Source organism: Azospirillum sp. TSH58, assembly GCF_003119115.1.
GTDB lineage: Bacteria > Pseudomonadota > Alphaproteobacteria > Azospirillales > Azospirillaceae > Azospirillum.
This window is the reverse complement of the sequence record NZ_CP022367.1, coordinates 1,057,380-1,078,378: the sequence shown is the minus strand read 5'-3', so window position 1 is coordinate 1,078,378 and position 20,999 is coordinate 1,057,380. Positions and strand designations below refer to the sequence as shown.

Annotated in this window: 23 protein-coding genes; 6 read left to right on the top strand and 17 right to left on the bottom strand. The window is 72.6% G+C overall.

Going from position 1 to position 20,999, the window contains the following annotated elements:
• Positions 1-37 precede the first annotated feature (37 nt).
• From TSH58p_RS26385 to TSH58p_RS26370, 4 genes are read left to right on the top strand one after another with little or no spacing between them, the layout of a single operon-like run.
• The gene (locus tag TSH58p_RS26385) at positions 38-754 is read left to right on the top strand and encodes an ABC transporter substrate-binding protein (protein WP_247895548.1); all 717 of its coding nucleotides are present in this window, start codon (positions 38-40) and stop codon (positions 752-754) included.
• A complete protein-coding gene (locus TSH58p_RS26380; RefSeq protein ID WP_109071455.1) occupies positions 751-1,770 on the top strand; it encodes an iron ABC transporter permease in 1,020 nt (339 codons plus the stop codon). Before TSH58p_RS26385 ends, TSH58p_RS26380 begins: the two co-directional genes overlap by 4 nt.
• Positions 1,770-2,573, top strand: coding sequence for an ABC transporter ATP-binding protein (locus TSH58p_RS26375; RefSeq protein ID WP_109071454.1), 804 nt, complete (start codon positions 1,770-1,772; stop codon positions 2,571-2,573). The genes TSH58p_RS26380 and TSH58p_RS26375 overlap by 1 nt, the downstream gene beginning before the upstream one ends.
• Entirely contained in the window at positions 2,570-3,283 is a 714-nt protein-coding gene (locus TSH58p_RS26370; protein WP_109071453.1) for a hypothetical protein, read from the top strand. The genes TSH58p_RS26375 and TSH58p_RS26370 overlap by 4 nt, the downstream gene beginning before the upstream one ends.
• A 61-nt stretch (positions 3,284-3,344) precedes the next feature.
• Here the strand turns inward: TSH58p_RS26370 and TSH58p_RS26365 are convergent, their stop codons facing one another.
• The 9 genes from TSH58p_RS26365 to TSH58p_RS26325 form a co-directional block, all read right to left on the bottom strand.
• Positions 3,345-5,483, bottom strand: a complete 2,139-nt coding sequence (locus tag TSH58p_RS26365; RefSeq protein WP_109071452.1) for a heavy metal translocating P-type ATPase — start codon at positions 5,481-5,483, stop codon at positions 3,345-3,347.
• Positions 5,480-5,842 (bottom strand): YtxH domain-containing protein, encoded by a 363-nt coding sequence (locus TSH58p_RS26360; protein ID WP_109071451.1) that lies wholly within the window; start codon positions 5,840-5,842, stop codon positions 5,480-5,482. Before TSH58p_RS26360 ends, TSH58p_RS26365 begins: the two co-directional genes overlap by 4 nt.
• Positions 5,835-6,179, bottom strand: a complete 345-nt coding sequence (locus TSH58p_RS26355) for a hypothetical protein (RefSeq protein ID WP_109071450.1) — start codon at positions 6,177-6,179, stop codon at positions 5,835-5,837. The genes TSH58p_RS26360 and TSH58p_RS26355 overlap by 8 nt, the downstream gene beginning before the upstream one ends.
• A complete protein-coding gene (locus TSH58p_RS26350; protein WP_109071449.1) occupies positions 6,176-6,547 on the bottom strand; it encodes a hypothetical protein in 372 nt (123 codons plus the stop codon). The genes TSH58p_RS26355 and TSH58p_RS26350 overlap by 4 nt, the downstream gene beginning before the upstream one ends.
• On the bottom strand, positions 6,544-6,876 hold the full coding sequence (locus tag TSH58p_RS26345) for a cation transporter (RefSeq protein WP_109071448.1): 333 nt from the start codon (positions 6,874-6,876) through the stop codon (positions 6,544-6,546). Before TSH58p_RS26345 ends, TSH58p_RS26350 begins: the two co-directional genes overlap by 4 nt.
• A 34-nt stretch (positions 6,877-6,910) precedes the next feature.
• Complete coding sequence (locus TSH58p_RS26340; RefSeq protein ID WP_109071447.1) at positions 6,911-7,393, bottom strand: hypothetical protein; 483 nt, start codon at positions 7,391-7,393, stop codon at positions 6,911-6,913.
• Between the two features lie 152 nt (positions 7,394-7,545).
• Positions 7,546-7,872: a DUF3325 domain-containing protein gene (locus TSH58p_RS26335; protein ID WP_109071446.1), complete on the bottom strand. Its 327-nt coding sequence runs from the start codon at positions 7,870-7,872 to the stop codon at positions 7,546-7,548.
• On the bottom strand, positions 7,869-9,512 hold the full coding sequence (locus TSH58p_RS26330) for a PepSY domain-containing protein (RefSeq protein ID WP_109071445.1): 1,644 nt from the start codon (positions 9,510-9,512) through the stop codon (positions 7,869-7,871). The genes TSH58p_RS26335 and TSH58p_RS26330 overlap by 4 nt, the downstream gene beginning before the upstream one ends.
• On the bottom strand, positions 9,509-9,832 hold the full coding sequence (locus tag TSH58p_RS26325; RefSeq protein ID WP_109071444.1) for a DUF3649 domain-containing protein: 324 nt from the start codon (positions 9,830-9,832) through the stop codon (positions 9,509-9,511). Before TSH58p_RS26325 ends, TSH58p_RS26330 begins: the two co-directional genes overlap by 4 nt.
• Before the next feature lie 283 nt (positions 9,833-10,115).
• Here TSH58p_RS26325 and TSH58p_RS26320 point away from each other — a divergent pair, with 283 nt between their 5' ends.
• Positions 10,116-10,463, top strand: a complete 348-nt coding sequence (locus TSH58p_RS26320) for a hypothetical protein (RefSeq protein ID WP_247874187.1) — start codon at positions 10,116-10,118, stop codon at positions 10,461-10,463.
• 98 nt (positions 10,464-10,561) lie between these two features.
• Here TSH58p_RS26320 and TSH58p_RS26315 read toward each other — a convergent pair whose 3' ends face one another.
• Genes TSH58p_RS26315 through TSH58p_RS26305 form a run of 3 tightly spaced genes read right to left on the bottom strand, consistent with a single transcriptional unit; the run spans position 10,562 to position 13,399 of the window.
• Complete coding sequence (locus TSH58p_RS26315; protein WP_109071442.1) at positions 10,562-11,344, bottom strand: ABC transporter ATP-binding protein; 783 nt, start codon at positions 11,342-11,344, stop codon at positions 10,562-10,564.
• Positions 11,338-12,360, bottom strand: coding sequence for an ABC transporter permease (locus TSH58p_RS26310; protein ID WP_109071441.1), 1,023 nt, complete (start codon positions 12,358-12,360; stop codon positions 11,338-11,340). Before TSH58p_RS26310 ends, TSH58p_RS26315 begins: the two co-directional genes overlap by 7 nt.
• A gap of 1 nt (position 12,361) precedes the next feature.
• On the bottom strand, positions 12,362-13,399 hold the full coding sequence (locus tag TSH58p_RS26305; RefSeq protein WP_109071440.1) for an ABC transporter substrate-binding protein: 1,038 nt from the start codon (positions 13,397-13,399) through the stop codon (positions 12,362-12,364).
• A gap of 132 nt (positions 13,400-13,531) precedes the next feature.
• Here TSH58p_RS26305 and TSH58p_RS26300 point away from each other — a divergent pair, with 132 nt between their 5' ends.
• The gene (locus TSH58p_RS26300) at positions 13,532-13,843 is read left to right on the top strand and encodes a hypothetical protein (protein WP_109071439.1); all 312 of its coding nucleotides are present in this window, start codon (positions 13,532-13,534) and stop codon (positions 13,841-13,843) included.
• A gap of 14 nt (positions 13,844-13,857) precedes the next feature.
• Here TSH58p_RS26300 and TSH58p_RS26295 read toward each other — a convergent pair whose 3' ends face one another.
• The 5 genes from TSH58p_RS26295 to TSH58p_RS26275 form a co-directional block, all read right to left on the bottom strand.
• Entirely contained in the window at positions 13,858-15,057 is a 1,200-nt protein-coding gene (locus TSH58p_RS26295; protein ID WP_158282638.1) for a sensor histidine kinase, read from the bottom strand.
• A complete protein-coding gene (locus TSH58p_RS26290; RefSeq protein ID WP_247874186.1) occupies positions 15,054-18,119 on the bottom strand; it encodes an ATP-binding protein in 3,066 nt (1,021 codons plus the stop codon). The genes TSH58p_RS26295 and TSH58p_RS26290 overlap by 4 nt, the downstream gene beginning before the upstream one ends.
• Complete coding sequence (locus TSH58p_RS26285; RefSeq protein ID WP_109071436.1) at positions 18,119-19,630, bottom strand: bifunctional UDP-sugar hydrolase/5'-nucleotidase; 1,512 nt, start codon at positions 19,628-19,630, stop codon at positions 18,119-18,121. The genes TSH58p_RS26290 and TSH58p_RS26285 overlap by 1 nt, the downstream gene beginning before the upstream one ends.
• 145 nt (positions 19,631-19,775) lie before the next feature.
• The gene (locus TSH58p_RS26280) at positions 19,776-20,102 is read right to left on the bottom strand and encodes a DUF2218 domain-containing protein (RefSeq protein WP_109071478.1); all 327 of its coding nucleotides are present in this window, start codon (positions 20,100-20,102) and stop codon (positions 19,776-19,778) included.
• Positions 20,103-20,131: 29 nt separating this feature from the next.
• Positions 20,132-20,773 (bottom strand): PadR family transcriptional regulator, encoded by a 642-nt coding sequence (locus TSH58p_RS26275; protein WP_247874185.1) that lies wholly within the window; start codon positions 20,771-20,773, stop codon positions 20,132-20,134.
• Between the last annotated feature and the right edge of the window lie 226 nt (positions 20,774-20,999).

Here is a 20,999-nt window from a genome sequence, read left to right as displayed (position 1 = left end):
CATCGTCTCCCTGAATCTCTGCGCCGACGAGCTGCTGTTGCGGCTCGTCGGGCCGGAGCGCCTCGCCGCGGTGACGTGGCTGGCGCGCGATCCCCGCGCCTCCACCGTGGCGGCGCTGGCGGCGCGGGTGCCGATCAACCACGGGCTGGCGGAGGAGATCCTGCCGCTCGACCCCGACCTGATCGTCGCCGGACGCTACACCACGCGGGTCGCGGTCGGGCTGCTGACCCGGCTGGACGCCCCGCTCCTGGAGCTGGACGTCCCCCAGAGCGTGGCCGGGGTGGCGGAGCAGATCCGCGGCCTCGCCCGCGCCGTCGGCGAGCCGGAGCGGGGGGAGGAGCTGGTCGCCGCAATGCGCTCCCGCCTCGACGCCCTGCCCCCCGCGGCGCCGGGACCGCGCCCGACCGCGGTGGTCCTGCGGCCCAACGGCTTCGTCGCCGGGTCCGGGTCGCTGGTGGACGAACTCCTGACCCGCGCCGGGCTGGAGAATCTGGCCGACCGCCTGCCGCTGGGCAGCCAGGGCGCCCTGCCGCTGGAGGCGATCATCCTGGGCGGTGCCGATGTGCTGATCGTCGACGCCGCACCCGACGCGCCGCCGTCGCTGGCCGGCGCCCTGCTGCACCACCCCGCTCTGAAGGCGTTGGGACGCACCGTCCGCACCGTGACGCTGCCCTCCCGCCTGTGGACCTGCCCCGGCCCGCAGATCGCCGAGGCCGCGGAACGGCTGGCCGCGGCGCGGGAGGCCGCGCCATGACGGCCGCCGCGGCGAGGGACTCGCGCATCCCCTACCCCGCGCTGGTCGCCGGGCTGACTCTCCTGGCGCTGACGCTCTGCGCGGTGTCGGCGGCGGTCGGCTATGTGCCGTTCGACCTGGGCGCCGCTGTGTCCGACTGGCTCGCCGGACGCCCCACCCTGGGCGCGCTGGTGCTGGCCGAGCTGCGCCTGCCGCGCGCCCTGCTCGGCCTGCTGGTCGGCTTCAGCCTGGGGCTGACCGGGGCGGCGATGCAGGGCTGGCTGCGCAACCCGCTGGCCGAGCCGGGGTTGGTCGGCGTGTCGAGCGCGGCGGCTTTAGGGGCGGTGATCGTCTTCTACAGCGGCCTGTCCGCCGCGCTGTCGCTCGCCCTGCCGCTCGGCGGCATGGCCGGGGCCGCCGTTGCGGCGGGGCTGCTGAACCTGATGGCGGCGCGGGGGGCCGGAACGACGGCGCTGGTCATCGGCGGCATCGCCATCAACAGCCTTGCCGGGTCGCTGACCGCGCTGGCCCTCAACCTCGCCCCCAACCCCTACGCGGCGCTGGAGATCGTGTTCTGGCTGATGGGGTCGCTGGCCGACCGCGGCACCGACCAGCTCTGGCTCGTCCTGCCGCCGATGCTGGCGGGCTGGGCGCTCTGCCTGTCCGGCGCCCGCGCGCTCGACGCGCTGACCCTGGGGGAGGACGCGGCGCGCAGCCTGGGCTTCAACCTCACCGGGCTGCGCGTCCGGCTGATCGCCGGGGCGGCGCTGGCGGTGGGCAGCGCGGTGTCGATCACCGGCGCCGTGGGCTTCGTCGGGCTGGTGGCGCCGCACCTGATGCGCCCGCTGGCCGGGGCGCGGCCCGGACGGCTGCTGCTGCTGGCGGGGCTGGCCGGGGCGTCGCTGACCCTGGCCGCGGACATCGCGGTCCGGCTGCTGCCGACGCGGCCCGAACTGAAGCTGGGGGTAGTCACCGCCCTGATCGGGGCGCCCTTCCTGATCGCCCTGATCGCCCGGCTGCGGCGGGAGGAGGCGTGATGCGCATCGAAACCCACGGCCTGTCCGCCACCGTCGGCGGACGGACCATCCTGACGGACGTCAATCTCGCCATCGGACCCGGCGCCTTCACCGGCCTGATCGGCCCCAACGGCGCCGGCAAGACCACGCTGCTGCGCCTCCTCGCCGGTCTCGCCGAGCCGGCGGCGGGCCGCGTCACCTTCGACGGGCGGTCCGCCGCGCGGATCGGGCGCCGGGCGCTCGCCCGCGGCATCGCCTATCTGCCGCAGAGCGGCCCGGTGCATTGGCCGCTGCGCGCCGAGGCGCTGGTCATGCTGGGCCGCCTGCCCCACCGCGGCCCGCTGGGCGGCATCACCGCGGCGGACCGCGCGGCGGTGGAGCGGGCGCTGTCCACCGCCGACGCCGCGCACCTGCGCGGGCGGATCGTCGGCACCCTGTCGGGGGGCGAGCGGATGCGCGTCCTGCTCGCCCGCGCCCTGGCGACCGAGGCGCCCGTCCTGCTGGCCGACGAGCCGGTCGCCGCCCTCGATCCCGGCCACCAGCTCGCCTGCATGGCGCTGCTGCGCGACGCCGCCCGCCGGGGGAGCGGCGTCGTGGCGGTGCTGCACGACCTGACCCTGGCCGCCCGCTTCTGCGACCGGCTGATCCTGCTGTCGGGCGGCGGCGTGCTGGCCGACGGGCCGCCCGGCCAAGTGCTGACCGACGACCATCTGCGCGCCGCCTACGGCATCGCCGTCCACCGGGGCGAGGCCGGCGGCGAACCCTTCCTGCTTCCCTGGCACGCCCTGCCATCCCCGAGTTCCGAAACGGAGACCACCCGATGAGCGACCTGCCTTCCCTGCTGCGCGACGCGCTGAACGATCCGGCGACCGGCTGGAGCCTCGGCGCGTTCGGCGCCATCGCCGAGTTCATCCGCGACCCGGACGAACCCGCCGCCCTGCGCGACGACGGCCCGGAGCTGGAGGCGCGGACCGCCCGCGGCGGGCTGCGGCTGCGCCCCGGTCCGGCCATCCGCCCGGTGCCCTACCGGACGCGCAGCGGCAGCCTCGCCGTGGCCCTCTGCCTGCCCCGTCACGTCGGCGCGATGAACCGGCGCCGCGTGGTGACCGAGCTGGGCCCCGACCGCGAAGCCATCGCCGAGGCGGACCGCACCGCCCTGCTGTTCGACCTTGGGCTGGGCGTCTTCCAGACCGACGTCTGCGTGCGCAGCGCCGACCCCGCCACCATCGCCCGCCTGCGCGCGGTCGCCGGGACGGAGCTTCTGGCGCCGGGCAACCCCTTGCCGCCCGACCTGCCGGCGCTCAGCCCCGACCGTGTCTTCATCGGCCCCTTCGGGCGGATCGAGGTCAGCCAGCCGATCCCGCCGCCCGACGGCCGCAGCCCGGAGGGTCCGCACACCCACGTCCTGCCGAAGCTGCTGGCCCACAACCGGACCCACGCGGCGACCGTCCCGATCCCGGACGGCTGGGTGCCCAGCCTGTACCTGTCGCCGCCCGCGGAGTCCTTCGCCGCGTGGGAGGGGTTGGGGCACTGAGGTCCTGCCCCCTCGCTAACCCTCCCCCTCTACGAGGTGGAGGGGACTGCCGCCGCTTCGCTCAAGCCCCCCTCTCCCGCGAAGCGGGGGAGGGTTGGGGAGGGGGCACCGACGCCGCCGGCGCGCGGCGCAGCGCGTTCAACAGAATCCCGATCGTGGTGCCGTTGTGCAGCACCGCGGTGCCCACCGGGGACAGCAGGCCCAGCGCGGCGGCGCCGAGGATCGCGCTGTTCAGCCCGACCGTCAGGCGGTAGTTGCGGGCGATCAGCGCCATCGCGGCGTCCGCCGTCTCCTTGGCGTCGGCCACCCGCTCGATCCGGTCCTCCAGAAGCGCCACGTCGGCGGTCAGACGGGCGATGTCCGCCCCCTTCTGCATGGCGATGCCGACATGGGCGCCGGCCAGCGCCGGGGCGTCGTTGATGCCGTCGCCGACGAAGGCGATGCGCGCGCCGTCGCGGCTCAGATCCTCGATGATGCGGGCCTTGTCGGTTGGCAGCAGGTCGGCGTGGAAGCCGTCGAGACGCAGTTCCGCGGCCAGTTCGGCGGCGCGGTCGCGGTGGTCGCCGGTCAGCATCAGCACCCGCTTCACCCCGGCCCGCCGCAGCCGCGCGATGGTCGCCGCGCTGGCCGCGCGCACGCTGTCCTTCAGCGCCAGCACGCCGGCCAGCACCCCGCCGAAGCCGATGAACAGCAGCGTCTTGCCGTCGCGGTGCAGCGCGTCGATTGCCTCGCGGTGGGCCGTGGTGTCGATGCCCTCGTCGTCCTCGATGAAATGGCGGGAGCCGACGACGATGCGCTTGCCGTCGATGACGCTGGCCACCCCGTGGGCGACGATGAACTTCACCTCCTGATGGTCGAAGTGGCGGTTGTGGGTTTCCTTGGCGGCGTTGACCACGGCCATCGCCAGCGGGTGGAAGTAATGCTCCTCCACCGAGGCTGCGAGGCAGATCAGGTCGTCGGGGCTGAAGGTCGGATCGAAGGCGATGGAATCGGTCACCTGCAGATCGCCGGTGGTCAGCGTGCCGGTCTTGTCGAAGATGACGGTGTCGGCCTGGGCCAGCCGTTCCAGCGCGTTGGCGCCCTTGATCAGGATGCCCGCCTGCCCCGCCCCGTACATGGCCGACTTGAAGGCCACCGGCGTCGCCAGCTTCAGCGCGCAGGAATAGTCGGCCTGGAGCACCGACGCGGCGCTGCGCCAGTCGCCGGTCATCAGGAAGGAGCCGCCGGCCAGCTTCAGCACCGTGGGCACCAGCCGGTCGGCCAGCCGCGCCGCGTCGAGCTGGGCCTCGCTCTTGGCGGTCAGCGACTGTTCGACGTAATCGGCGATGCGGGCGGCGGCGGTGTGGCTGCCGACATGCTCGGCGTAGACGACCAGCCGCCCCTCCTCCATCAGCGTGCCGGACAGAACGGCGGAGCCGCGCTGCTTGACCACCGGGGCGCTCTCGCCGGTCATGGCGGCCTCGTTGACGGTCGCCTCCCCGCTCAGCACCGTGCCGTCCACCGGGATCACCGTCCCGGCGCCGATGACCACGCTGTCGCCGACCATGACGGTGTCGGCGGGAACCTGGATCTCCACCCCATCGCGCAGCAGCCACACCTGATCGCTCGACGGGCGCAGCAGCCGCTTCAGCAGCGCGTCCGACCGGCGTGCGATGGACTCCTCCATGTATTCGCCGAGCGCCAGCATGAAGACGGTGGTGTTGGCCGCGGTGAAATCCCGCCGCGCCAGGGAGATCGCCACCGCCGCCGCTTCCAGCACATGCGAGTTGACGCCCTCGCGCCCATAGATGGCCATGCCCTCGCGCAGCATCGGCAGGGCGACGGCCAACGACAGCGGCAGGCGCAGCGGCGGAGGCAGCAGGAAGCCGCCGGCCAGCGTGGCGAGGCTGCGGGCCAGTGCGGCGCCGTGATTCTCCCCGCCGTCGGCCGCCGTGGCGGGCGGCGCCGGTTCGGGGATCGGCAGGGCGGCCAGCGCGAGGCACAGCGCCGTGGCGTCGGTCACCGCCGGATCGTAGCGGACGGCCAGCGACCGCGCGGCGCGGCTGGCCCGGACCGACGTCACCCCGGCGACCGCCTCCACCACCCGGTGCAGGGTCGCCTCGTCGGCGGGGGTGCCGGGACGGCAGGCGTAGCGCAGCCGGACGCGCCCCGGAACCCGATGGACCGGCTCCAGCCGCAGGAACCAGGGCAGGCCGCTCATAACGCTCCGGCCTGTTCCGCCTCCAGCTCGGCCTGGAGGTCGGCCATCTGCTCCTTCATCTCGGCGAGGCCGCCGGCGAGGTTGCCGTAGAGCTTCAGGCCGGACTTCACGATCTTGCCGCGCAGCTCCTCGTCGGACAGCACATAGGCCGCTGCCGCCCCGACCAGAAGCCCGACCAGGAACTGCTCCGACCGGCGCGACGGCAGCAGGCCGGTCAGCCCGCCGAGAAGCCCCTGCCCCCGCGCCATGCCGGCGCCCATGCCACCGCCGACGGAGGCACCGCCGGCAGCCATGGCGGCTTCGTACTGGCGCTGCTGCTTCTTCAGCTTCTTCAACGCCTTCTTGGTCTTCTTAGCCATGGGGGTCCTCATTCTTCGGCAGCGCTTGCGGCGGCTCTTGCGCCGGATTCAGCAGATGTTCGATCATGACCACGCCCGCCGCCCCGGCGGCGACCGCCAGGGCGAGGCGCGCGTAGTCGCGGGTGCGCAGGGCGTCGGCGGCGACGCTGGCGGCGGCCAGCGCCGCACCGCCCTGCAGGCCGTGGCGCAGGATGGTGCGCGGCGCGGGGGGCTCGGCGCCCGTCACCCAGCGGTCCTGGACGGCGGTCAGCAGGCCGGTCGCCACCATGCCGCGCGTGAAGTCGGCGGCGAGCGTTCCGGAATCCTGCGCCTTGCCGCGCCGCTTCCCGCGCTTCACGCGGCCCCCGACGGGCTGGCGGGCGGCGTCTCGTCCTTTGCCGGCTCCGCCACATCGTCCTTTGCCGGCTCCGCCTCGGCGGGCGCCGCCTCAACGGGGGCTTCCCCGGCCGGCGTGGCGAGGCGGGAGCGCAGACCGGCGGAGGTCCGCTCGATGGCCAGCAGGCCGCTGACCGCGGCCTCGCGCACCGCGGTCTGGGCCTTGCCGGCGCCCTCGCGGGCGGCGGCCTTCACATCGACGGCCCCGAGGGCGGTGGCCCTGAGATCGGCGATCCTGGGATCGGCCTTGGCCTTGGCGGTCTTCATCATCCGGACGCCGATGGCCCCGGCGATCAGGCCGGACGCGAATGTCAGAAGCGGCAGCATCATGGTCTCCTTTCCGGCGCAAAGCCGGCGGTGGCGATGCGCAGCAGCGTCCCGGCCGCCGCGCTGGCTTCCCCGCGCAGCAGGTCGGGCCACGCCGAGGGCGGGATCACCGCGGGGTCGTATTCGATGGTGCAGGACCGGGCGAGCGGGTTCAGCGCGACAGAGCGGATGCCCTCCGCGCCGGAGAGCGCCCGATGCAGCGCCTTGGCGTCGTCCACCAGCGCCGCCAGATTGCGCTCCGCGGCGCCGTCGAGCTTCAGCCGCACCCGGCCCGGAATGTGGTGCGCGATGGTCAGGGCGGCGGCCAGCCGGGTCAGGAAATCGTTGGGCATGCTCGGGTCGCGCTCGGTCGTTGAAAGCGGGCGGTCATTGGAAGAGGCGTTTGCGCTGCACGGTCATGTGGACGAGCATGAAGGCGACGAACAGCGTGCCGAAGCCGGCATGGACGCGCTTGCCCACCCCCAGCGCCGCCAGGGTCGCCGCCATGCTGCCCATCATCCCGATCTTGGCCGCGCGGTTGATCCGCCACTTCAGCTCGGGAGCGGCCGGCTTGCTTGCCGCAGCGGGGGCGGGGGCGGGGGTGTCCGGCGGCGGGGCCTCCGCGGGGTGCAGGACCGCCGACAGCAGCGCCTCCACCTGCGACCGGGCGTCATCGGGCGCCACCGCGGCAGGGTCGTAGCTCAGCAGAAAGCTCCCCACCGCCGGGTTGCTCCCGGTGATCCGAACGCTGTCCAGGGACTCCAGGCTGCCCAGCGCCTCCTGGAAGCGGTCCGCCCGGCGCAGCAGCGGGTGACGCACGCGGATGCGTCCGGGCACCGCCGATGCGATGGGAGAGGTCCGTGCGGTCATTGCCCGTTCTCCTGCGTCCGCCGCGATCCACCCACACGGCCAAGGGTCTTCAGTCGTCGCGCAGAATATCCATAATTACAAAATGGTGAAACATTTCCCGTCTTCGCGCACAGGCGCCGGACGCAAGGCGGCGTTGCGGAAAAACCGCGCCCTCACCCAAGAAGTGCAGGGAACGGGGCGCAGAGCAGGGCCGCGGGACCGAGCCTCAACGCGATCCGCGGCGCGTGGGGAAACAGCAGGACCAGCGCCGCCGCGGCCACCGTCAGCAGCCCCAGCCACGCCGGAATGCCGATCGCCCACCCCCACGCCATCACCGCGGGCGGCAGCGACAGCGCGAGCGCCAGCCATCCCGCCCATCCCAGCAGGCGGCTGGTCCGGGCGGAGGGGCGGCGGGCGAAGACCTGCTCGTGATGGCGGTCCATGGCGAGGGCCAGGGCGAGCAGGCCCGCATAGGCGACGCACAGCGACGACAAGATCATGTCAGCTCCTCCACGACGGCCCCGGCGGGCAGCGCGGAGGCCGGCGCCGCCTTGCGGGCAACGGCGTTCCGCCCGACCTTGCGCGCCGCGAAGCCCAGCAGCAGCCCGACCGCCAGCGCCGTCAGGTCGAAGCCGGCCAGCAACCAGTTCCCCGCCGGCAGACTGTTCCCCAGATGCCCGGCGGCGGTGGCGAGATTCAGCACGGGCAGCAGAGCGAACAGCGCCGCCCCCGCCCACAGCTGCTCCGCCCAGCCGCGCCGCGACGGGCGCAGGGGGGCGTGCAGCAGGGCGGCGGCCCAGGCCAGGAAGAACACGCCGATCTCCCAGCCCGCGCGCTCCCCCAGCCCCGTCGGCAGCAGGCGGTTGGCCCAGAAATAGGCGGCGACGGCGAGCGGCAGGCCCGCCACCACGCCGATGTTCAGCCGGTCGGCGAGCCGGTGGCCGAACGGTTCGGGGCCGTCCGCCCAGGTGTCCGCCCGAGCGTCCGCCCGAGTGTCCGCACGGCCGCGCTGCGACCGCCGCTTGACCACCCAGAGGATCAGGCCGCTGCCCACCATCACCGTCCCGGCCACGCCGGAGACGAAGAACAGCCAGCGCATGCCCGGCCCGGCGAAGCGCGCCAGATGCAGCCCCATCAGGTAGTTGCCGGTCGCCATGGCCGCCGGCTGCGGGTCCGCCGGGGGAACCTCCAGCGCCCGCCCGGTCACCCCGTCGAACATCAGCCGCTCCGTCGCGGCGCCGCGCCCGATGGAATCGGACTCCGCGGGCCGCAGCTCGATGGTGGCGTTGGCGCGGCCCGGGTTGGTGACGGTCAGGCTTCCCACGCCGCCACGGTCGGCCCAGCGCCGGTCCGCCCCGGCGAGCAGCGGCGCCACCGGGGTCAGCGGGGCGGCCTGCGGCGCGGGCCGCGGCGTGGGCGGCGCGCGGCGGAAGCCGCTTTCGGCGAAGTAGGCCTGCCGGTTGCCGTCATAGGCGAGATCGACCGCCCAGGGCATCAGCATCGTCATGAACAGCAGCAGGCCGGAATAGGTGATCATCAGGTGGAAGGGCAGCGCCAGCACCGCCGCCGCCACATGCCCGTCCATCCAGGAGCGCAGCGCCGATTTCTCCGGCCGGAAGGTGAAAATATCCTTGAAGATGCGGCGGTGGGTGATGATGCCGCTGACGATGGCGACCAGCATCGCCATGGTGGCGATGCCGACGATCCAGCGCGCCGTCTCGCGCGGCATCCCGTACAGCTCGAAATGGAAGCGGTAGAGGAAGTTGCCGCCCGCCGTCTCGCGCGGCTCCAGCAGCGCGCCGGTCCCGGCGTCGAGCGTGGCGCGCTTCAGGGCGGCGCGGTCGTTCGGCTTGGCGTCCGCCGGGCGCCAGGACACCGACACCGCCGGAGTCCGCTCGCCGGGCAGCGTGATGGTCCACTGCGCCGCGTCGGGGGCGAGCTGGCCCATGCGCTCCACCGCCCGTTCGGCGGTCCCGGCGTCGGGAACGGAGCCGTGAAGCTCCGGCTGCATCCAGACGGTCACCTCCTGCCGGAAATAGGCGATGGTGCCGGTCAGGAAGACGGCGAACAGCAGCCAGCCGAGCAGAAGACCCGACCATGTGTGCAGCCACGCCATGGACTGGCGGAATCCGTCCTTCATGACGGCGCCCCCGATTGCAGGCCGTGCAGCAGCCAGGTTCCGCCGCCCAGCAGCAGCGTCGGCGCCAGCAGGCCGGGCCACACCCGCCGCGTCCGCACGGAGAAGGCCCAGACGAAGGCCCCGGCGTGGATGGCGAAGGACAGCATGGTGGCGGTGTAGACCGCCTCCGCCCGCGGCATCGGAAGCGTCAGGGCCAGGAACATCGCCGCCACCGCCGCCAGCGCGTAGCCGCCGACGATCCCGGCGAAGCTGCGGGACGCCACGTCCAGGCGCCGCCGCCCGTCCGGCCCGAACCTCAGCCGGGAAGGGAGAGTCGTCATCAAAGGAATCACCCACGCGTTCAGGACGGTCGGCCGCGTGGCGCCGGGGTTGCTCCGGCGGCGAACGGGGTGTCCGATCCGGCCCCCGCGTCACGCTCGGTGATCATCATCGTGGAAACACGGGGAGGCGTCCATAAAATTGAGAATGACTCGCATTCTCTTAAAAGCCAAAACCCGCAGGTCGGCCCGGCTCCCGCCCTGCGGGTTTCAAAAAAAACAATTCCAAACCGCTCTACTGGATTATAAAATATACTTGATAAGTAGATTTATTGTGAGCGTCCCGATGTCCCGCCTCGCCCCCGCCGTGAGCTTCGGCCTGACCACCCTGTCCATCGGCACGGTGTCCACGCTGCTGCTGTGGAGCGTCATGGCGCAATGGCCGCATTGGACGCGCCATGGCGAACCGCTGGCCTGGTTCAACGTCGGCTATGGGCTGGAACGGCTGGGTCTCGATCTGGCCTGGGTGGAGGCCTGCCGCGCCGACCCGTCCTGGCAGACGTTCCACCGCGCCGCCACCTGGGTCCTCGGCGGCAACCTGACCATCGGCCTGCTGGCGGCGGCGGCGGTGGTGATCCCGTTGTCGGTCTGGGGGGCGAACGCCGTCGAGCGCGCGCTCGTCCGCCGCTCCTGAGCGGCAGGTCATTTCGACGCTGCCCCACTCTCGCAGGGAAGGGAGATCAATCCCCTCCCCCGCCCAGCGGGGGAGGGTTGGGGTGGGGGCAAGCGCCCTTACCAGCTCCCGGCAAGGCCCAGCAATTCCAGCGCCTTGTGGCGCAGCTCCACCAGCACCGGGTCGTCGCGGTGGCGGGGATAGGGACGGTCGACGACGATCTCCGCCTTGATGCGGGCCGGGCGCTCGCTGAACACGATGACGCGGGTGGCCATCAGCAGAGCCTCCTCCACGTCGTGGGTCACCAGCAGCGTGGTGAAGCCGGCCCGCCGCCACAGCGCGACGATCTCGCCCTGCATCTGGATGCGGGTCAGGCTGTCGAGCTTGCCGAGCGGCTCGTCCAGCACCAGCAGGCGCGGGTCGTTGACCAGCGCGCGGGCCAGCGCCGCGCGCTGCGCCATGCCGCCCGAGAGCTGATGCGGGTAGGCCTTGGCGAAGCCGTCCAGCCCGACCAGCCGCAACGCCTCGTCCACCCGGTTGCGGCGCTGGCGCAGCACGCCCTGCGCCTCCAGCCCCAGCGCCACATTGTCCCAGACGGTGCGCCAGGGGTAGAGCGTCGGGTCCTGGAAGACCACCACCCGCGACGGGTGCGGCCCGGTGATCGGCAGCCCGTCGGCCAGGATCCGGCCCGAACGCGGCGGCTCCAGCCCGGCGACCAGCCGCAGCAGCGTGGACTTGCCGCAGCCCGACGGGCCGAGCAGCGCCACGAACTCGCCCGGCTTGGCGTGCAGGCTGACCGTGTCCAGCACGGGCAGCGGCGCGCCGTGCAGGTCGAAGGCGTGGCTGACGCCCTGGACCTCCAGCTCCAGACCCGCCGGCAATTCCTGTTCGAGCGCTACCATTTCAGCAATCCCTTCTGCCAGGCGAGCAGCCGGTCGCGCGCCTTGAACAGCAGCGTGACGAGGCTGGAGCACACCAGCGCCATCACCAGCAGCGCCGCGTACATGTTGGCGTAGGCCGCCCAGCCCTGCGCCCATTGCAGGTACCAGCCGAGCCCGGCCTTGACCCCCATCATCTCCGCCACGACCAGCACCGCGAAGGAGGCGCCGAGCCCCATGAACAGGCCGACGAAGACGTGCGGCATCGCCGCCGGCACCGCCACCTTCAGCACCAGGAAGCGCGCCGACGCGCCCAGCGTGCGGGCGATGTCGTAATAGGCCGGGTTGACGCCGGACACCCCCGACCAGGTCAGGATGGTCACCGGCACCCCGGTCGCCAGCGCGATCAGGAAGACGCTCGCGCTCCAGCTCGACGGGAAGGCGAAGAAGGCGATGGGCAGCCACGCCGTGGCCGGCAGCGGCCCGATCAGCCGCAGCACCGGATGCACCCAGTAGCCCACCGCCCGCGACCAGCCGATGGACACGCCGGTGACGAAGCCGACGAAGGCGCCGATCCCATAGCCGAGCAGCAGCAGCTTCAGCGACGCCACGGTGCATTCCAGCAGGCGCGGCCACTCGTCCAGATAGACCTCCAGCAGCGCCTGCGGCGGCGCGAAGAAGGGGCGCGGCAGCAGGTCGAGCTTGGCGGTGACCAGCTCCCAGCCGATCACGCCGAGCGCCAGCACCACCAGCCAGGGTGCCGCGGCGCGCAGCCGCTCCCCCGCCGCGCCGAACAGGCGGAGCAGCGGCACGGCGAAGGCCAGCGCGCCGCCGACGACCGCCAGCAGGCTGGCGAACTCGCCGGTGCGCGTCCATTCCTCCGTTTCCGGCCACAGGGCGGTCAGGGCGGCGGCGGCCAGCCAGACCGCGCTGGCCGCCAGCCCGCCCAGCCACAGGCGCGGGGCCGCGGGGGAGCGGCCGTGGTCCGCCGCCGCGCCCCCGCCCGCCGCCAGCGCCGCGGCGTCATCGAGGCTGCTCATCTCAGCCCAGCACGTCGGCGTAGACGCGGTCGGCGAACTTCGCCGTGTCGGTGCCCGGCTTGAAGACCTGCACGCTCTTCAGCTCCTCCGCGTAGAGCGCGATCTCGCGCTTGATGTCGGCGCCCACCGGGTTGTGGTCGTGGGTCTGGCTGCTGAGCTGGGCGGCGAGGTCCTCGATGCTGCTCTTGGGCGAGTATTGCTGGTAGACCTTGGCGGCCTCCACCGGGTTGGCGGCGGCGTAGTGCTGCGCCTCGAACACGGCGCGGGTCACCGCGGCGGCGGCGGCCTTGTCCTCGCGCAGCAGGCTGCCGCGCGCGCCGAGCACGCAGCAGACGCGGTTGGCGAACTCGCCCGAGAGGTTGGTGGAGATCTCCACCAGGGTGCCGGACTTCAGGAAATTGTAGGTCACCGGATCCCAGTGGGCGACGGCCTGCGCCTCGCCCTTGTCCACCGCGATGGCCAGCAGGTCGCCGGGGAAGACGCGCCATTCCACGTCCTTGTTCGGATCGATGCCCTGCTTGGCGAGCTGGATGGAGAACAGGTGCTTGGCCGGGCTGGACAGGTCGCTGATCGCCACCGTCTTGCCCTTCAGCCCGGCGAGGCTGGTGATCCCGCCGTTCTTGGCGGCCAGCAGCCGCATGCAGCCGCCATGCACGCCCGCGATGATGCGCACGTCGAAGCCCTGCTCCAGCGGCTTCAGCCAGCGCAGCGCCATGCCGTGGCCGATGTCGGCCTTGCCGGTGGCGAGCGCTTCCAGAAGCTGCTCCGTCGTGCCGGCGAAGTTGACGAACTCCACGTCCAGCCCGTGCTTCTCGAAGAAGCCGTTGTGCTTGGCCACCGCGACCGGAGCGCCGCACACCGCGCCGGTGTTCCAGGCGAGCTTCAGCGGCTTCAGCGTGGCGGGCGTCGGGGCGGCGACCAGCCGGGACGCCACGCCCGCGAAGGGCAGCGCCACCGCGCCCGCCGCCGCCACCTTCAGCAGCCCGCGCCGCGAGGGCGCCAGCGTCGAGATCCCCGAACCGTTCCGATGCGTGCTCATGGTCGTCGTCCTTCGATCGAGACGTATTCACTTATTACAAATGTGAATACATGATTTTCGTGGACTATATTCAACGGCCTCGCTCTATAATGTCAACTCATGAAGTAGAGAAACAACGCACGGAGGGACCCCATGATCACCGCCATCGTCCGCTACCGCCTGCCCGCCGCGATCGGGCGCGAGGACTGCCGGGCGCATTTCCTGTCGATCGCGCCGGGTTTCGGGGACGTGCCGGGCCTGATCCGCAAGCAATTCATCTGGAGCGAAAGCGGCACCGCCGGGGGAGTCTACCAGTGGGAAAAGCGGGAGGACGCCCAGCGCTTCTACCAGGGGCCGTGGCTGGACGGCATCCGGCGGCGCTACGGCACCGACCCGGAGATCGAGTATTTCGAGACCTTCGCGGTCACCGACAATCCCGGCGGGGCGGTGCTGGTGCCGGAGTGAGGGCGGGGTTCCGCCTACAGATCCGGCGGGGTGCGGACCGGCAGATGCAACGTCGCCAGGGTGCCGCCCCCGGAGCGCGAGGCGATGGTGAAGGAGCCGCCCAGCCGGTCCGACGCCAGATTGTCCACGATGTTCAGGCCCAGCCCGACCGAGCCGGTGCCGCGGCGGGTGGTGAAGAAGGGCTCCAGGATGCGCCCGGCGGTGCCCTCCGCGATGCCGGCGCCGTCGTCGGCGACGGACAGCAGGACCATCTCCGGCCCCGACGCCGCGGCCCCGACCGTCACCAGCCCGTGCCGCCCCGCCGGAAAGGCGTGTTCCAGCGCGTTGCGGACGAGCTGCTCCAGGATCGCGGACAGGATCGCCGGGTTGCTGACCATGCGCAGGTCGGCGGGGCAGTCCACGGCCATGCGATGCCCCAGCGGCTCCCACTGCGGGCGCAGGCTCTCCGTCACCTGTTCGAGGAAGGGCCGCAGCGCGATGGTCTGGCGCAGCCCGCCATGGTCCGCCGCCACCCCCTTGAAGCAGCGCACGATCTCCCCGGCGCGGGCGATGGTGCTGGACAGCAGGGCGGCCAGCTCTCCGGCGCTCGCCAGGAAGCGCTCCAGCTCGGCGCGGCGGAGCTGGTTGGCGGCCAGCCGCTCCGTCATCGCGGCGACCCGGTCGCCGAGGTGGGACGCGCTGCCCAGCGCCACGCCGATGGGCGTGTTGATCTCGTGGGCCACGCCGGCGACCATCTGGCGCAGCGCCGCCATCTTCTCGCGCTGGGCCTGGGCCAGCTTGCGCGTGCGCTCGCGGACCAGCGCCTCCAGATGCTCGTTCTCGTCCTTCAGGCTGCGGTTGGCCCGGCGCAGCGACAGGTGGGTGGCGACGCGGGCGCGCACGATGGCCGGGCTGAAGGGCTTGGTCACGTAATCGACCGCCCCGGTCTCCAGCCCGAAGGCCTCCTCCTCCGGGCTGGAGAGGGAGGTGATGAAGATCACCGGGACGTCGGCGGTGGCCGGATCGGTCTTCAGCAGCCGGCACACCGCGTAGCCGTCCAGCCCCGGCATCATCACGTCGAGCAGCACCAGCTCCGGAGGGTCGGCGGAGGCCAGTTCCAGCGCGCGGCGCCCGGAGGTCGCGAAGCGCACCTCGTGCCGGTCCTCCAGCACGCTGGCCAGCGCGCGGATGTTGGTCGTGTCGTCATCGACGATCAGAATGTGACCACCGCTCACGGCGTCGTCTCCCGGTCCCGTTCCCTGGTCCATGCGGTGGCGAGCCGCTCCAGCGCCGCGCGGGCGGCGGCGAAGTCCAACGCTTCCACGGCCCGCCCCACCTTGTCCAACGCCTCGTCATGGCCGTGCCCGGCCAGCAGCCCGCGCAGAGCGGCGAAGCGGGCCGCCGCCGACAGGCTGCCGCTGCGCAGCGCCTCCTCCAGCAAGCGCAACGCCTCCTCCCCGCCGTTCGGACGGTCCGGACGGGCCGCCGGCACGTCCGGCGCTCCCTCCGCGGCCATTTCCAGGGCGCGCAGCGTTTCCGCCGAGGCCAGCGCGGGGCCGAGGGCGGCGGACAGGTCGGCCACAAGCGCCGGCACCGCGTCCCACCGCTCCTCGCGCGCCGCCAGCTCCAGCGCCGCGGCGGCCGCGCTGGCCGCCATCGCCCCGACCGTCCCGGCACTGCCGCGCAGCCCATGGGCGTAACGCTCCATCGCCGGCCCGTCTCCCGCGCGGCGCAGATGCTCCAGCCGGACCGGCGCGTCGCCGTAGCGGTCGAGAAAGTCCAGGATCGCCCGGCGCAGCGTGAGCGCCCGCCCGTTCATCCGCGCCAGCGCCGGGGCGAGGTCGAACCCCTCCAGCGAGTCGGGCAGCGTTCCGGAATGTCCGGCCTCCATCGCCGCGGCCTTGGCAACCGGCAGAGCCTCCCGCCGCCCGAACGGCTTCAGCCGGCGGTTCAGCACGGCGACGAGGCGGTGCGGCTCCACCGGCTTGGCGATGTGGTCGTCCATGCCCGCGTCCAGGCAGCGCCGCCGCTCCTCCTCCAGGGCGTGGGCGGTCATCGCGATGATCGGCAGGCGGTCGGGGCCGCACTGGCGGCGGATCGCCCGCGCCACCGCGAAACCGTCCATGTCCGGCATCTGGATGTCGGTGAGCAGCGCGGCGTAGCCCGCCCCCGGTTCCAGCGCCAGCCGCACCGCCTCCCCGCCGCTGGCCACCGCGGTGACGGCCAGCCCGGCGTCCTCCAGCAGTTCCCGCGCGACCAGCCGGTTCACGGCGTTGTCGTCGGCGACCAGCACCCGCAGGCCGCGCAGCGGCTCGTCCACCTGCAAGCCCGCAAGCCCCGGTTCGACCAAGGCTGGATCGGCCACAGCCGGCAGCGCCGTCGCCGCGCCGTCCTGCACGCCGACCGTCACCGTGAAGCGGAAGGTGCTGCCCAGGCCGGGGGTGCTGTCCACGGCGATGCCGCCGCCCATCATGACGGCCAGCCGCCGGCTGATCGCCAGCCCCAGCCCGGTCCCGCCGTAGCGGCGGGTGGTCGAGCTGTCGGCCTGGGCGAAGGGCTGGAACAGCCGGGCCACCTGCTCCGCCGTCATGCCGATGCCGGTGTCGCGCACGGCGAAGCGCAGTTCGGTCTCCGCATCCTTCCCCGTCGCCGGCGGCGCGGCGGTCACGCCGAGGACCACGCTGCCGCTCTCGGTGAACTTGACCGCGTTGTTGACGAGATTGAGAAGCACCTGCCCCAGCCGCAGCGGGTCGCCCAGCAGGGCGGTGGGCACGTCGGGGGCGACCTCCAGCCGCAGGACCAGCCCCTTCTCCTCGGCGGACAGGGCGGCGGTGCCGGCCACCATGTCCAGCACCGCGGACAGGTCGAAGGGCACGCGCTCCAGCGTCAGCATGCCCGCCTCGATCTTCGAGACGTCGAGGATGTCGTTGATGATGCCGAGCAGCGCGGTGGCCGAGGCACGGATGCGGGTCAGGTAGCCGCGCTGGCGCGGCGGCGGCCCGGCGCGCAGGGCGAGGTGGCTGAGGCCCAGGATGGCGTTCATCGGCGTGCGAATCTCGTGGCTCATGTTCGCCAGGAAATCGCCCTTGGCGCGCGACGCCTCCTCGGCGCGGCGGCGGGCCTCCTCCACCTGCTGCTGGCGGCGCGCGATCTCGTCGAGGAAGTGGCGGATCGAGCGGGAGATGGTGGCGATCTCGTCGGTGCCGCCGTCGGGCAGCGGCGTCTCCCGCCCCTCCACCCGGTCGAGCACCGCGTCGTTCAGCCGGACCAGACGCAGGGTCAGGAAGCGGCGCAGATACAGATACACGCCAAGCGCCACCAGGAAGCCCAGCGCCCCCAGCCCGACCAGGATGCGGTTCTGCGTGGCGGCCAGTTCGGAGAGGCCGTTCGCCTCGCCCGCCGCCGCCGCGTTGATGCGTTCGAACAGCGCGTGGGAGATCTTCACGACCTCCTCCACCATCACCAGCACCTGATTGGTCAGCGCCTTGCTGCGGGCGATGGCCGCCTGCCGCTCCATCAGGCTGGGCAGCAGGCCGGAAGGGCCGAGCAGCGCCGCCTCCAGCCGCCGGTGCAGGGCGGCGAAGCGCTCCGCCTGTTCCGCCGGCAACCCGGCGTGGAGCGCCGGCAGGGCCGACAGCGCCGCCGCTGCATCCCGCTGGGCGCGCGCGATCTCACGCTGGAACCGGCTGTTGCCGGCGTGGGTGCTCTCGTTCAGCACCCGGTTGACCGTGTTGGTCCAGGCGGTCAGCGGCCCCAGCCGGTCCGCCGGCAGCGTCGGCAGCACGGCGGCGACCAGCGCGCCGGCCTCCGCCGACAGGCGGCGGGTCTCGTCCAGCGCGTCGTCGGTGCGCGCCGCCGCGTCGATCCGCTCGGCGACCAGCCGGTCGAGATCCGCCACCGTGGGGACGAGCGTTCCCAGCACGCCGGCCAGCGTCGCGCCGCCCTCGATGTCGGAGAGGGCCTGGGCCGACCGGGTGACCGCCGTCAGGTTGGCCGTCAGTTCGGCCAGGGTGACCCGCCGCTCGGGATGGCTGGCGGCAACGCCCAGCCGGGTCGCCTGCGACAGCACCTGCTGCAGGCCGCCGTTCAGCACCGCCCCGGTGGTGATGCGCGGCAGCGCCCCGTTGGAGAGGTCCGACAGGGCGTGCCGGAACTGCGCCAGATCGTAGAGTGCCGCACCCGACACGCCGAGCAGCACCCCCACCATCACCAGCAGGCCCAGCCCGACGCGCCGCCCGACGCCGCCCCGGAAGGGCGCACGCGGGACCGGCGCGGCGGGGGCTGGCTCCGTCGTCATCAACGCTCGGCGATGCGGCCGTCGATGCGGGGCGACACCGTGCCCCGGTCGGTCAGATGCTGCGCCATGATCTCCCACAGCAGTTTGCCGCTGGCCCCCGAGGAGGCGCCCGGCGACTTCAGCATGCCGTAGCCGTCGCCGCCCTGGGCCAGATAGTTGGGCAGGGCCACCGAATAGCGGGCGTTCGGGTCGAGCGGCTTGCCGCCCACCGTGACGGAGACCACGCGGCTGCCCGCCGGCTGCTTCAGGTCGTAGACCACCGCCATGTTGGACGGGTGGAGGAAGCTGCCCTTCTGGTTGTCCACCCCGGCGGCGCTGACCTCCAGCGCCTCGCGCAGGGCCGCGCCGGACAGGGTCACGGCGATGATGGTGTCGCGGAAGGGCAGTTCGCGCTGGATGTCGCGGCGGGTCAACACGGTCCCCGCCTCGTACTGGCGGTTGCCGCGGATGTTGCCGCCGTTGATGAAGGCCACATCGGTGTTGAAATGGCCGCGCATGGCGTCCGCGATCAGCGAGGCGAAGGCGTTCTCGCCGGTGCGCACCGCGGCGCGGCGGGTGTCGAGCGGGGTCGCCGTCGTGCCGATGTTGATGTCCAGCAGTTCCGACAGCCGGGCCAGATAGACGCCGACCCGCTTCTCCATCGCCGGGTCCGGCGGCAGCCCGGCGAGCGGCACGATGTCGGCGCCGGCCAGCGCGGGCGGCGCCTTGCCGTCGCCGTCCAGCCGCAGGACGAAGGCCGATCCCTTCACGTTGACGTGGACGCCGAAGACTTTTCCCTTATCGGCCTCCAGCACGTCCTTGCCGGTGGCGGAGAGCTGGAGCAGCGCGTCGATGGCGGGTTCGCCGCGCAGCGCCTCCACCGCCTCCGGGGCGTTGTCCAGGATGGCGACCACATAGTCGGCGCCCTGGGCGCGCAACGCGCGGGCCTCCGCGGCGATGGCGGCGGGCGGGCGCACCTCGATGTCCGGCACGATGTACTGGACGGTCAGTTCCGGCGAGATCGCCGAGACCACGCCGATCTTCCCCACCGGCGTGTCGAGCAGCGCCGACGGCTCCAGCCCCTCCATCACCTTGCCGGTGTTGCGGTCGATGGTGGTGGCGCTGACGAAGGGAAAGCGCGCCTCGTAGCTGCGCAGGGTCAGCTCGTCCTTGCCGAAGCCGAGGTCGCGCTTGGTCACCGCCATCATGTCGGGCTGAAGCTCGTTCAGCAGGTCGATCATGTGGGCGCCGCGGTCGAAGGTGGACAGGACGCCCGCGGTCAGCGACGCGCCGCCGTGCAGGAACAGCGTGTTGCCCTCCGCCCGCTTGGTGCGCAGCAGCGTGGCGAGGTTGGCGAGCCCGCCCTCGCCCTCCACCGGCTCGATGTCGGCCATCGTCGAGGTGAAGACGATCGACAGTTCCGCCGCCGACGCGGCCGGCGCGAAGGCGCCGAGCGCCGCGACGGCGCAGGCGGCCGCAACGGCACGCCAGCCGGAAAAACGCCCCGTCCCCCCATTGCCGCGCTTCGGCATGGTTACCCCCTCCTGCCATCCCTGTTCCTTCAGGATGGTTCTTCCCGTATTCGGGCGGGGGAGTTCAAGGCATATCCATGCATGCCGGGGAACATTCCGGTGACAAAAATCCCCTGTCGCAACAAGGACAAAGGGAACAGGCGGCTCAGGCCGCCTCATCATGCCAGGGGTAGGCCAGCGGAACCTCGCGGAAGGCGAAGCGGTCGAGGTGGCGCTCCAGCGCCCCCTTCAGCGCGGCGAGATGCTCGGCGGAGCTGGCGTCCAGCCGGCAATCCAGCGCGTCCGGCCGGGCCTGGAGCGTCAGGGTGGCGTCCCCCGGCCAGTCGGCGCCGCGGGCGTTGTGCGGGAAGACGACGCTCCCCGCCTCCGGCGTGTACTCCACCGTCAGATTGTGCGCCCAGTGCTTGCAGAGCTGCTGGAGGTAGCGGCTGCCGTTCGGGGTCGGGACGCGGACGCTGCTGGCGTGTCTCATGATCATCCTTCTGTTTGGTGACGCTGTAATCAGGGAAGACGTTCGATGCGCTGGGCCGCCTCGTCGAGGATGGAGACGGCGGCGTGCACCGTGTCGGCATCGACGCCCTCGCGCCCCAGCCGGTGCATCAGCACGGCGCGCAGGTTTTCCATGGCGCGGCGGATCGGCGCGCCGTCGGTGTGTTCCCGCCGGGTGGCCAGCGCGGCGAGGCGGGCGAACAGGGCCTCGACGGTGTCCTTGTCCTGGGCGAGCTGGGCGGTGCCGTCCGCGGTCACGGCGAAGGGCTTGCGCGCGCCTTCGGCGTCCGCCTTGGCGATGTGGCCCATCTCCTCCAGCAGCGACAGGGTCGGGTAGATCACCCCGGGACTGGGCACATAGCCGCCGCCGGTCAGCTCCTCGACGGCGCGGATCAGGTCGTAGCCGTGCCGCGGCTCGTCGGCGATCAGCCGCAGCAGGACCAGCCGCAGTTCCGACGATTCGAAGACGCCGCGCCGCCCGCCGCGACCGCCGCGCCGCTCGTGACGCTCATGGCCCCAGCCGCCCTCCGCGGCGTGACGGCCGCCGCCATGACGGGGACCGCCACCATGGGGGCCGCCATGGGGCCCATCGCCGTGCGGACCGGGATGATGGCGGCGCATCCGTCCGCACCAGGGATTCGGGAAAAACCTCATGACAGGGGCTCCACTGTGTTTCGATAGGTTCAAGATATATCGTGAACTATCGCAAAACAAGCCCCGGTCGCCGCCTCCCAGGCAGCTGTTACACTCTGTTACCAGAATCCTCTCCTCGGACATCCGCTGGCAACCGGCCTCCCCTAGAGCTACGTCCGGCAAGCATACTGCGAATGCGAGCAATTCGCATTGACGATCCGCAGGAATCCGGACCACAGTACGCCCG

What these genes read in the sequence shown, in the direction of transcription:
- TSH58p_RS26330 (WP_109071445.1), bottom strand. Translation starts at nt 9,512, where the DNA reads ATGAAGGACGGATTCCGCCAGTCCATGGCGTGGCTGCACACATGGTCG.
- TSH58p_RS26315 (WP_109071442.1), bottom strand. Translation starts at nt 11,344, where the DNA reads ATGGTAGCGCTCGAACAGGAATTGCCGGCGGGTCTGGAGCTGGAGGTC.
- TSH58p_RS26285 (WP_109071436.1), bottom strand. Translation starts at nt 19,630, where the DNA reads ATGCCGAAGCGCGGCAATGGGGGGACGGGGCGTTTTTCCGGCTGGCGT.
- TSH58p_RS26300 (WP_109071439.1), top strand. Translation starts at nt 13,532, where the DNA reads ATGATCACCGCCATCGTCCGCTACCGCCTGCCCGCCGCGATCGGGCGC.
- TSH58p_RS26310 (WP_109071441.1), bottom strand. Translation starts at nt 12,360, where the DNA reads ATGAGCAGCCTCGATGACGCCGCGGCGCTGGCGGCGGGCGGGGGCGCG.
- TSH58p_RS26340 (WP_109071447.1), bottom strand. Translation starts at nt 7,393, where the DNA reads ATGACCGCACGGACCTCTCCCATCGCATCGGCGGTGCCCGGACGCATC.
- TSH58p_RS26380 (WP_109071455.1), top strand. Translation starts at nt 751, where the DNA reads ATGACGGCCGCCGCGGCGAGGGACTCGCGCATCCCCTACCCCGCGCTG.
- TSH58p_RS26335 (WP_109071446.1), bottom strand. Translation starts at nt 7,872, where the DNA reads ATGATCTTGTCGTCGCTGTGCGTCGCCTATGCGGGCCTGCTCGCCCTG.
- TSH58p_RS26370 (WP_109071453.1), top strand. Translation starts at nt 2,570, where the DNA reads ATGAGCGACCTGCCTTCCCTGCTGCGCGACGCGCTGAACGATCCGGCG.
- TSH58p_RS26325 (WP_109071444.1), bottom strand. Translation starts at nt 9,832, where the DNA reads ATGACGACTCTCCCTTCCCGGCTGAGGTTCGGGCCGGACGGGCGGCGG.
- TSH58p_RS26350 (WP_109071449.1), bottom strand. Translation starts at nt 6,547, where the DNA reads ATGATGCTGCCGCTTCTGACATTCGCGTCCGGCCTGATCGCCGGGGCC.
- TSH58p_RS26290 (WP_247874186.1), bottom strand. Translation starts at nt 18,119, where the DNA reads ATGACGACGGAGCCAGCCCCCGCCGCGCCGGTCCCGCGTGCGCCCTTC.
- TSH58p_RS26305 (WP_109071440.1), bottom strand. Translation starts at nt 13,399, where the DNA reads ATGAGCACGCATCGGAACGGTTCGGGGATCTCGACGCTGGCGCCCTCG.
- TSH58p_RS26375 (WP_109071454.1), top strand. Translation starts at nt 1,770, where the DNA reads ATGCGCATCGAAACCCACGGCCTGTCCGCCACCGTCGGCGGACGGACC.
- TSH58p_RS26360 (WP_109071451.1), bottom strand. Translation starts at nt 5,842, where the DNA reads ATGGCTAAGAAGACCAAGAAGGCGTTGAAGAAGCTGAAGAAGCAGCAG.
- TSH58p_RS26320 (WP_247874187.1), top strand. Translation starts at nt 10,116, where the DNA reads ATGTCCCGCCTCGCCCCCGCCGTGAGCTTCGGCCTGACCACCCTGTCC.
- TSH58p_RS26345 (WP_109071448.1), bottom strand. Translation starts at nt 6,876, where the DNA reads ATGCCCAACGATTTCCTGACCCGGCTGGCCGCCGCCCTGACCATCGCG.
- TSH58p_RS26280 (WP_109071478.1), bottom strand. Translation starts at nt 20,102, where the DNA reads ATGAGACACGCCAGCAGCGTCCGCGTCCCGACCCCGAACGGCAGCCGC.
- TSH58p_RS26365 (WP_109071452.1), bottom strand. Translation starts at nt 5,483, where the DNA reads ATGAGCGGCCTGCCCTGGTTCCTGCGGCTGGAGCCGGTCCATCGGGTT.
- TSH58p_RS26275 (WP_247874185.1), bottom strand. Translation starts at nt 20,773, where the DNA reads ATGAGGTTTTTCCCGAATCCCTGGTGCGGACGGATGCGCCGCCATCAT.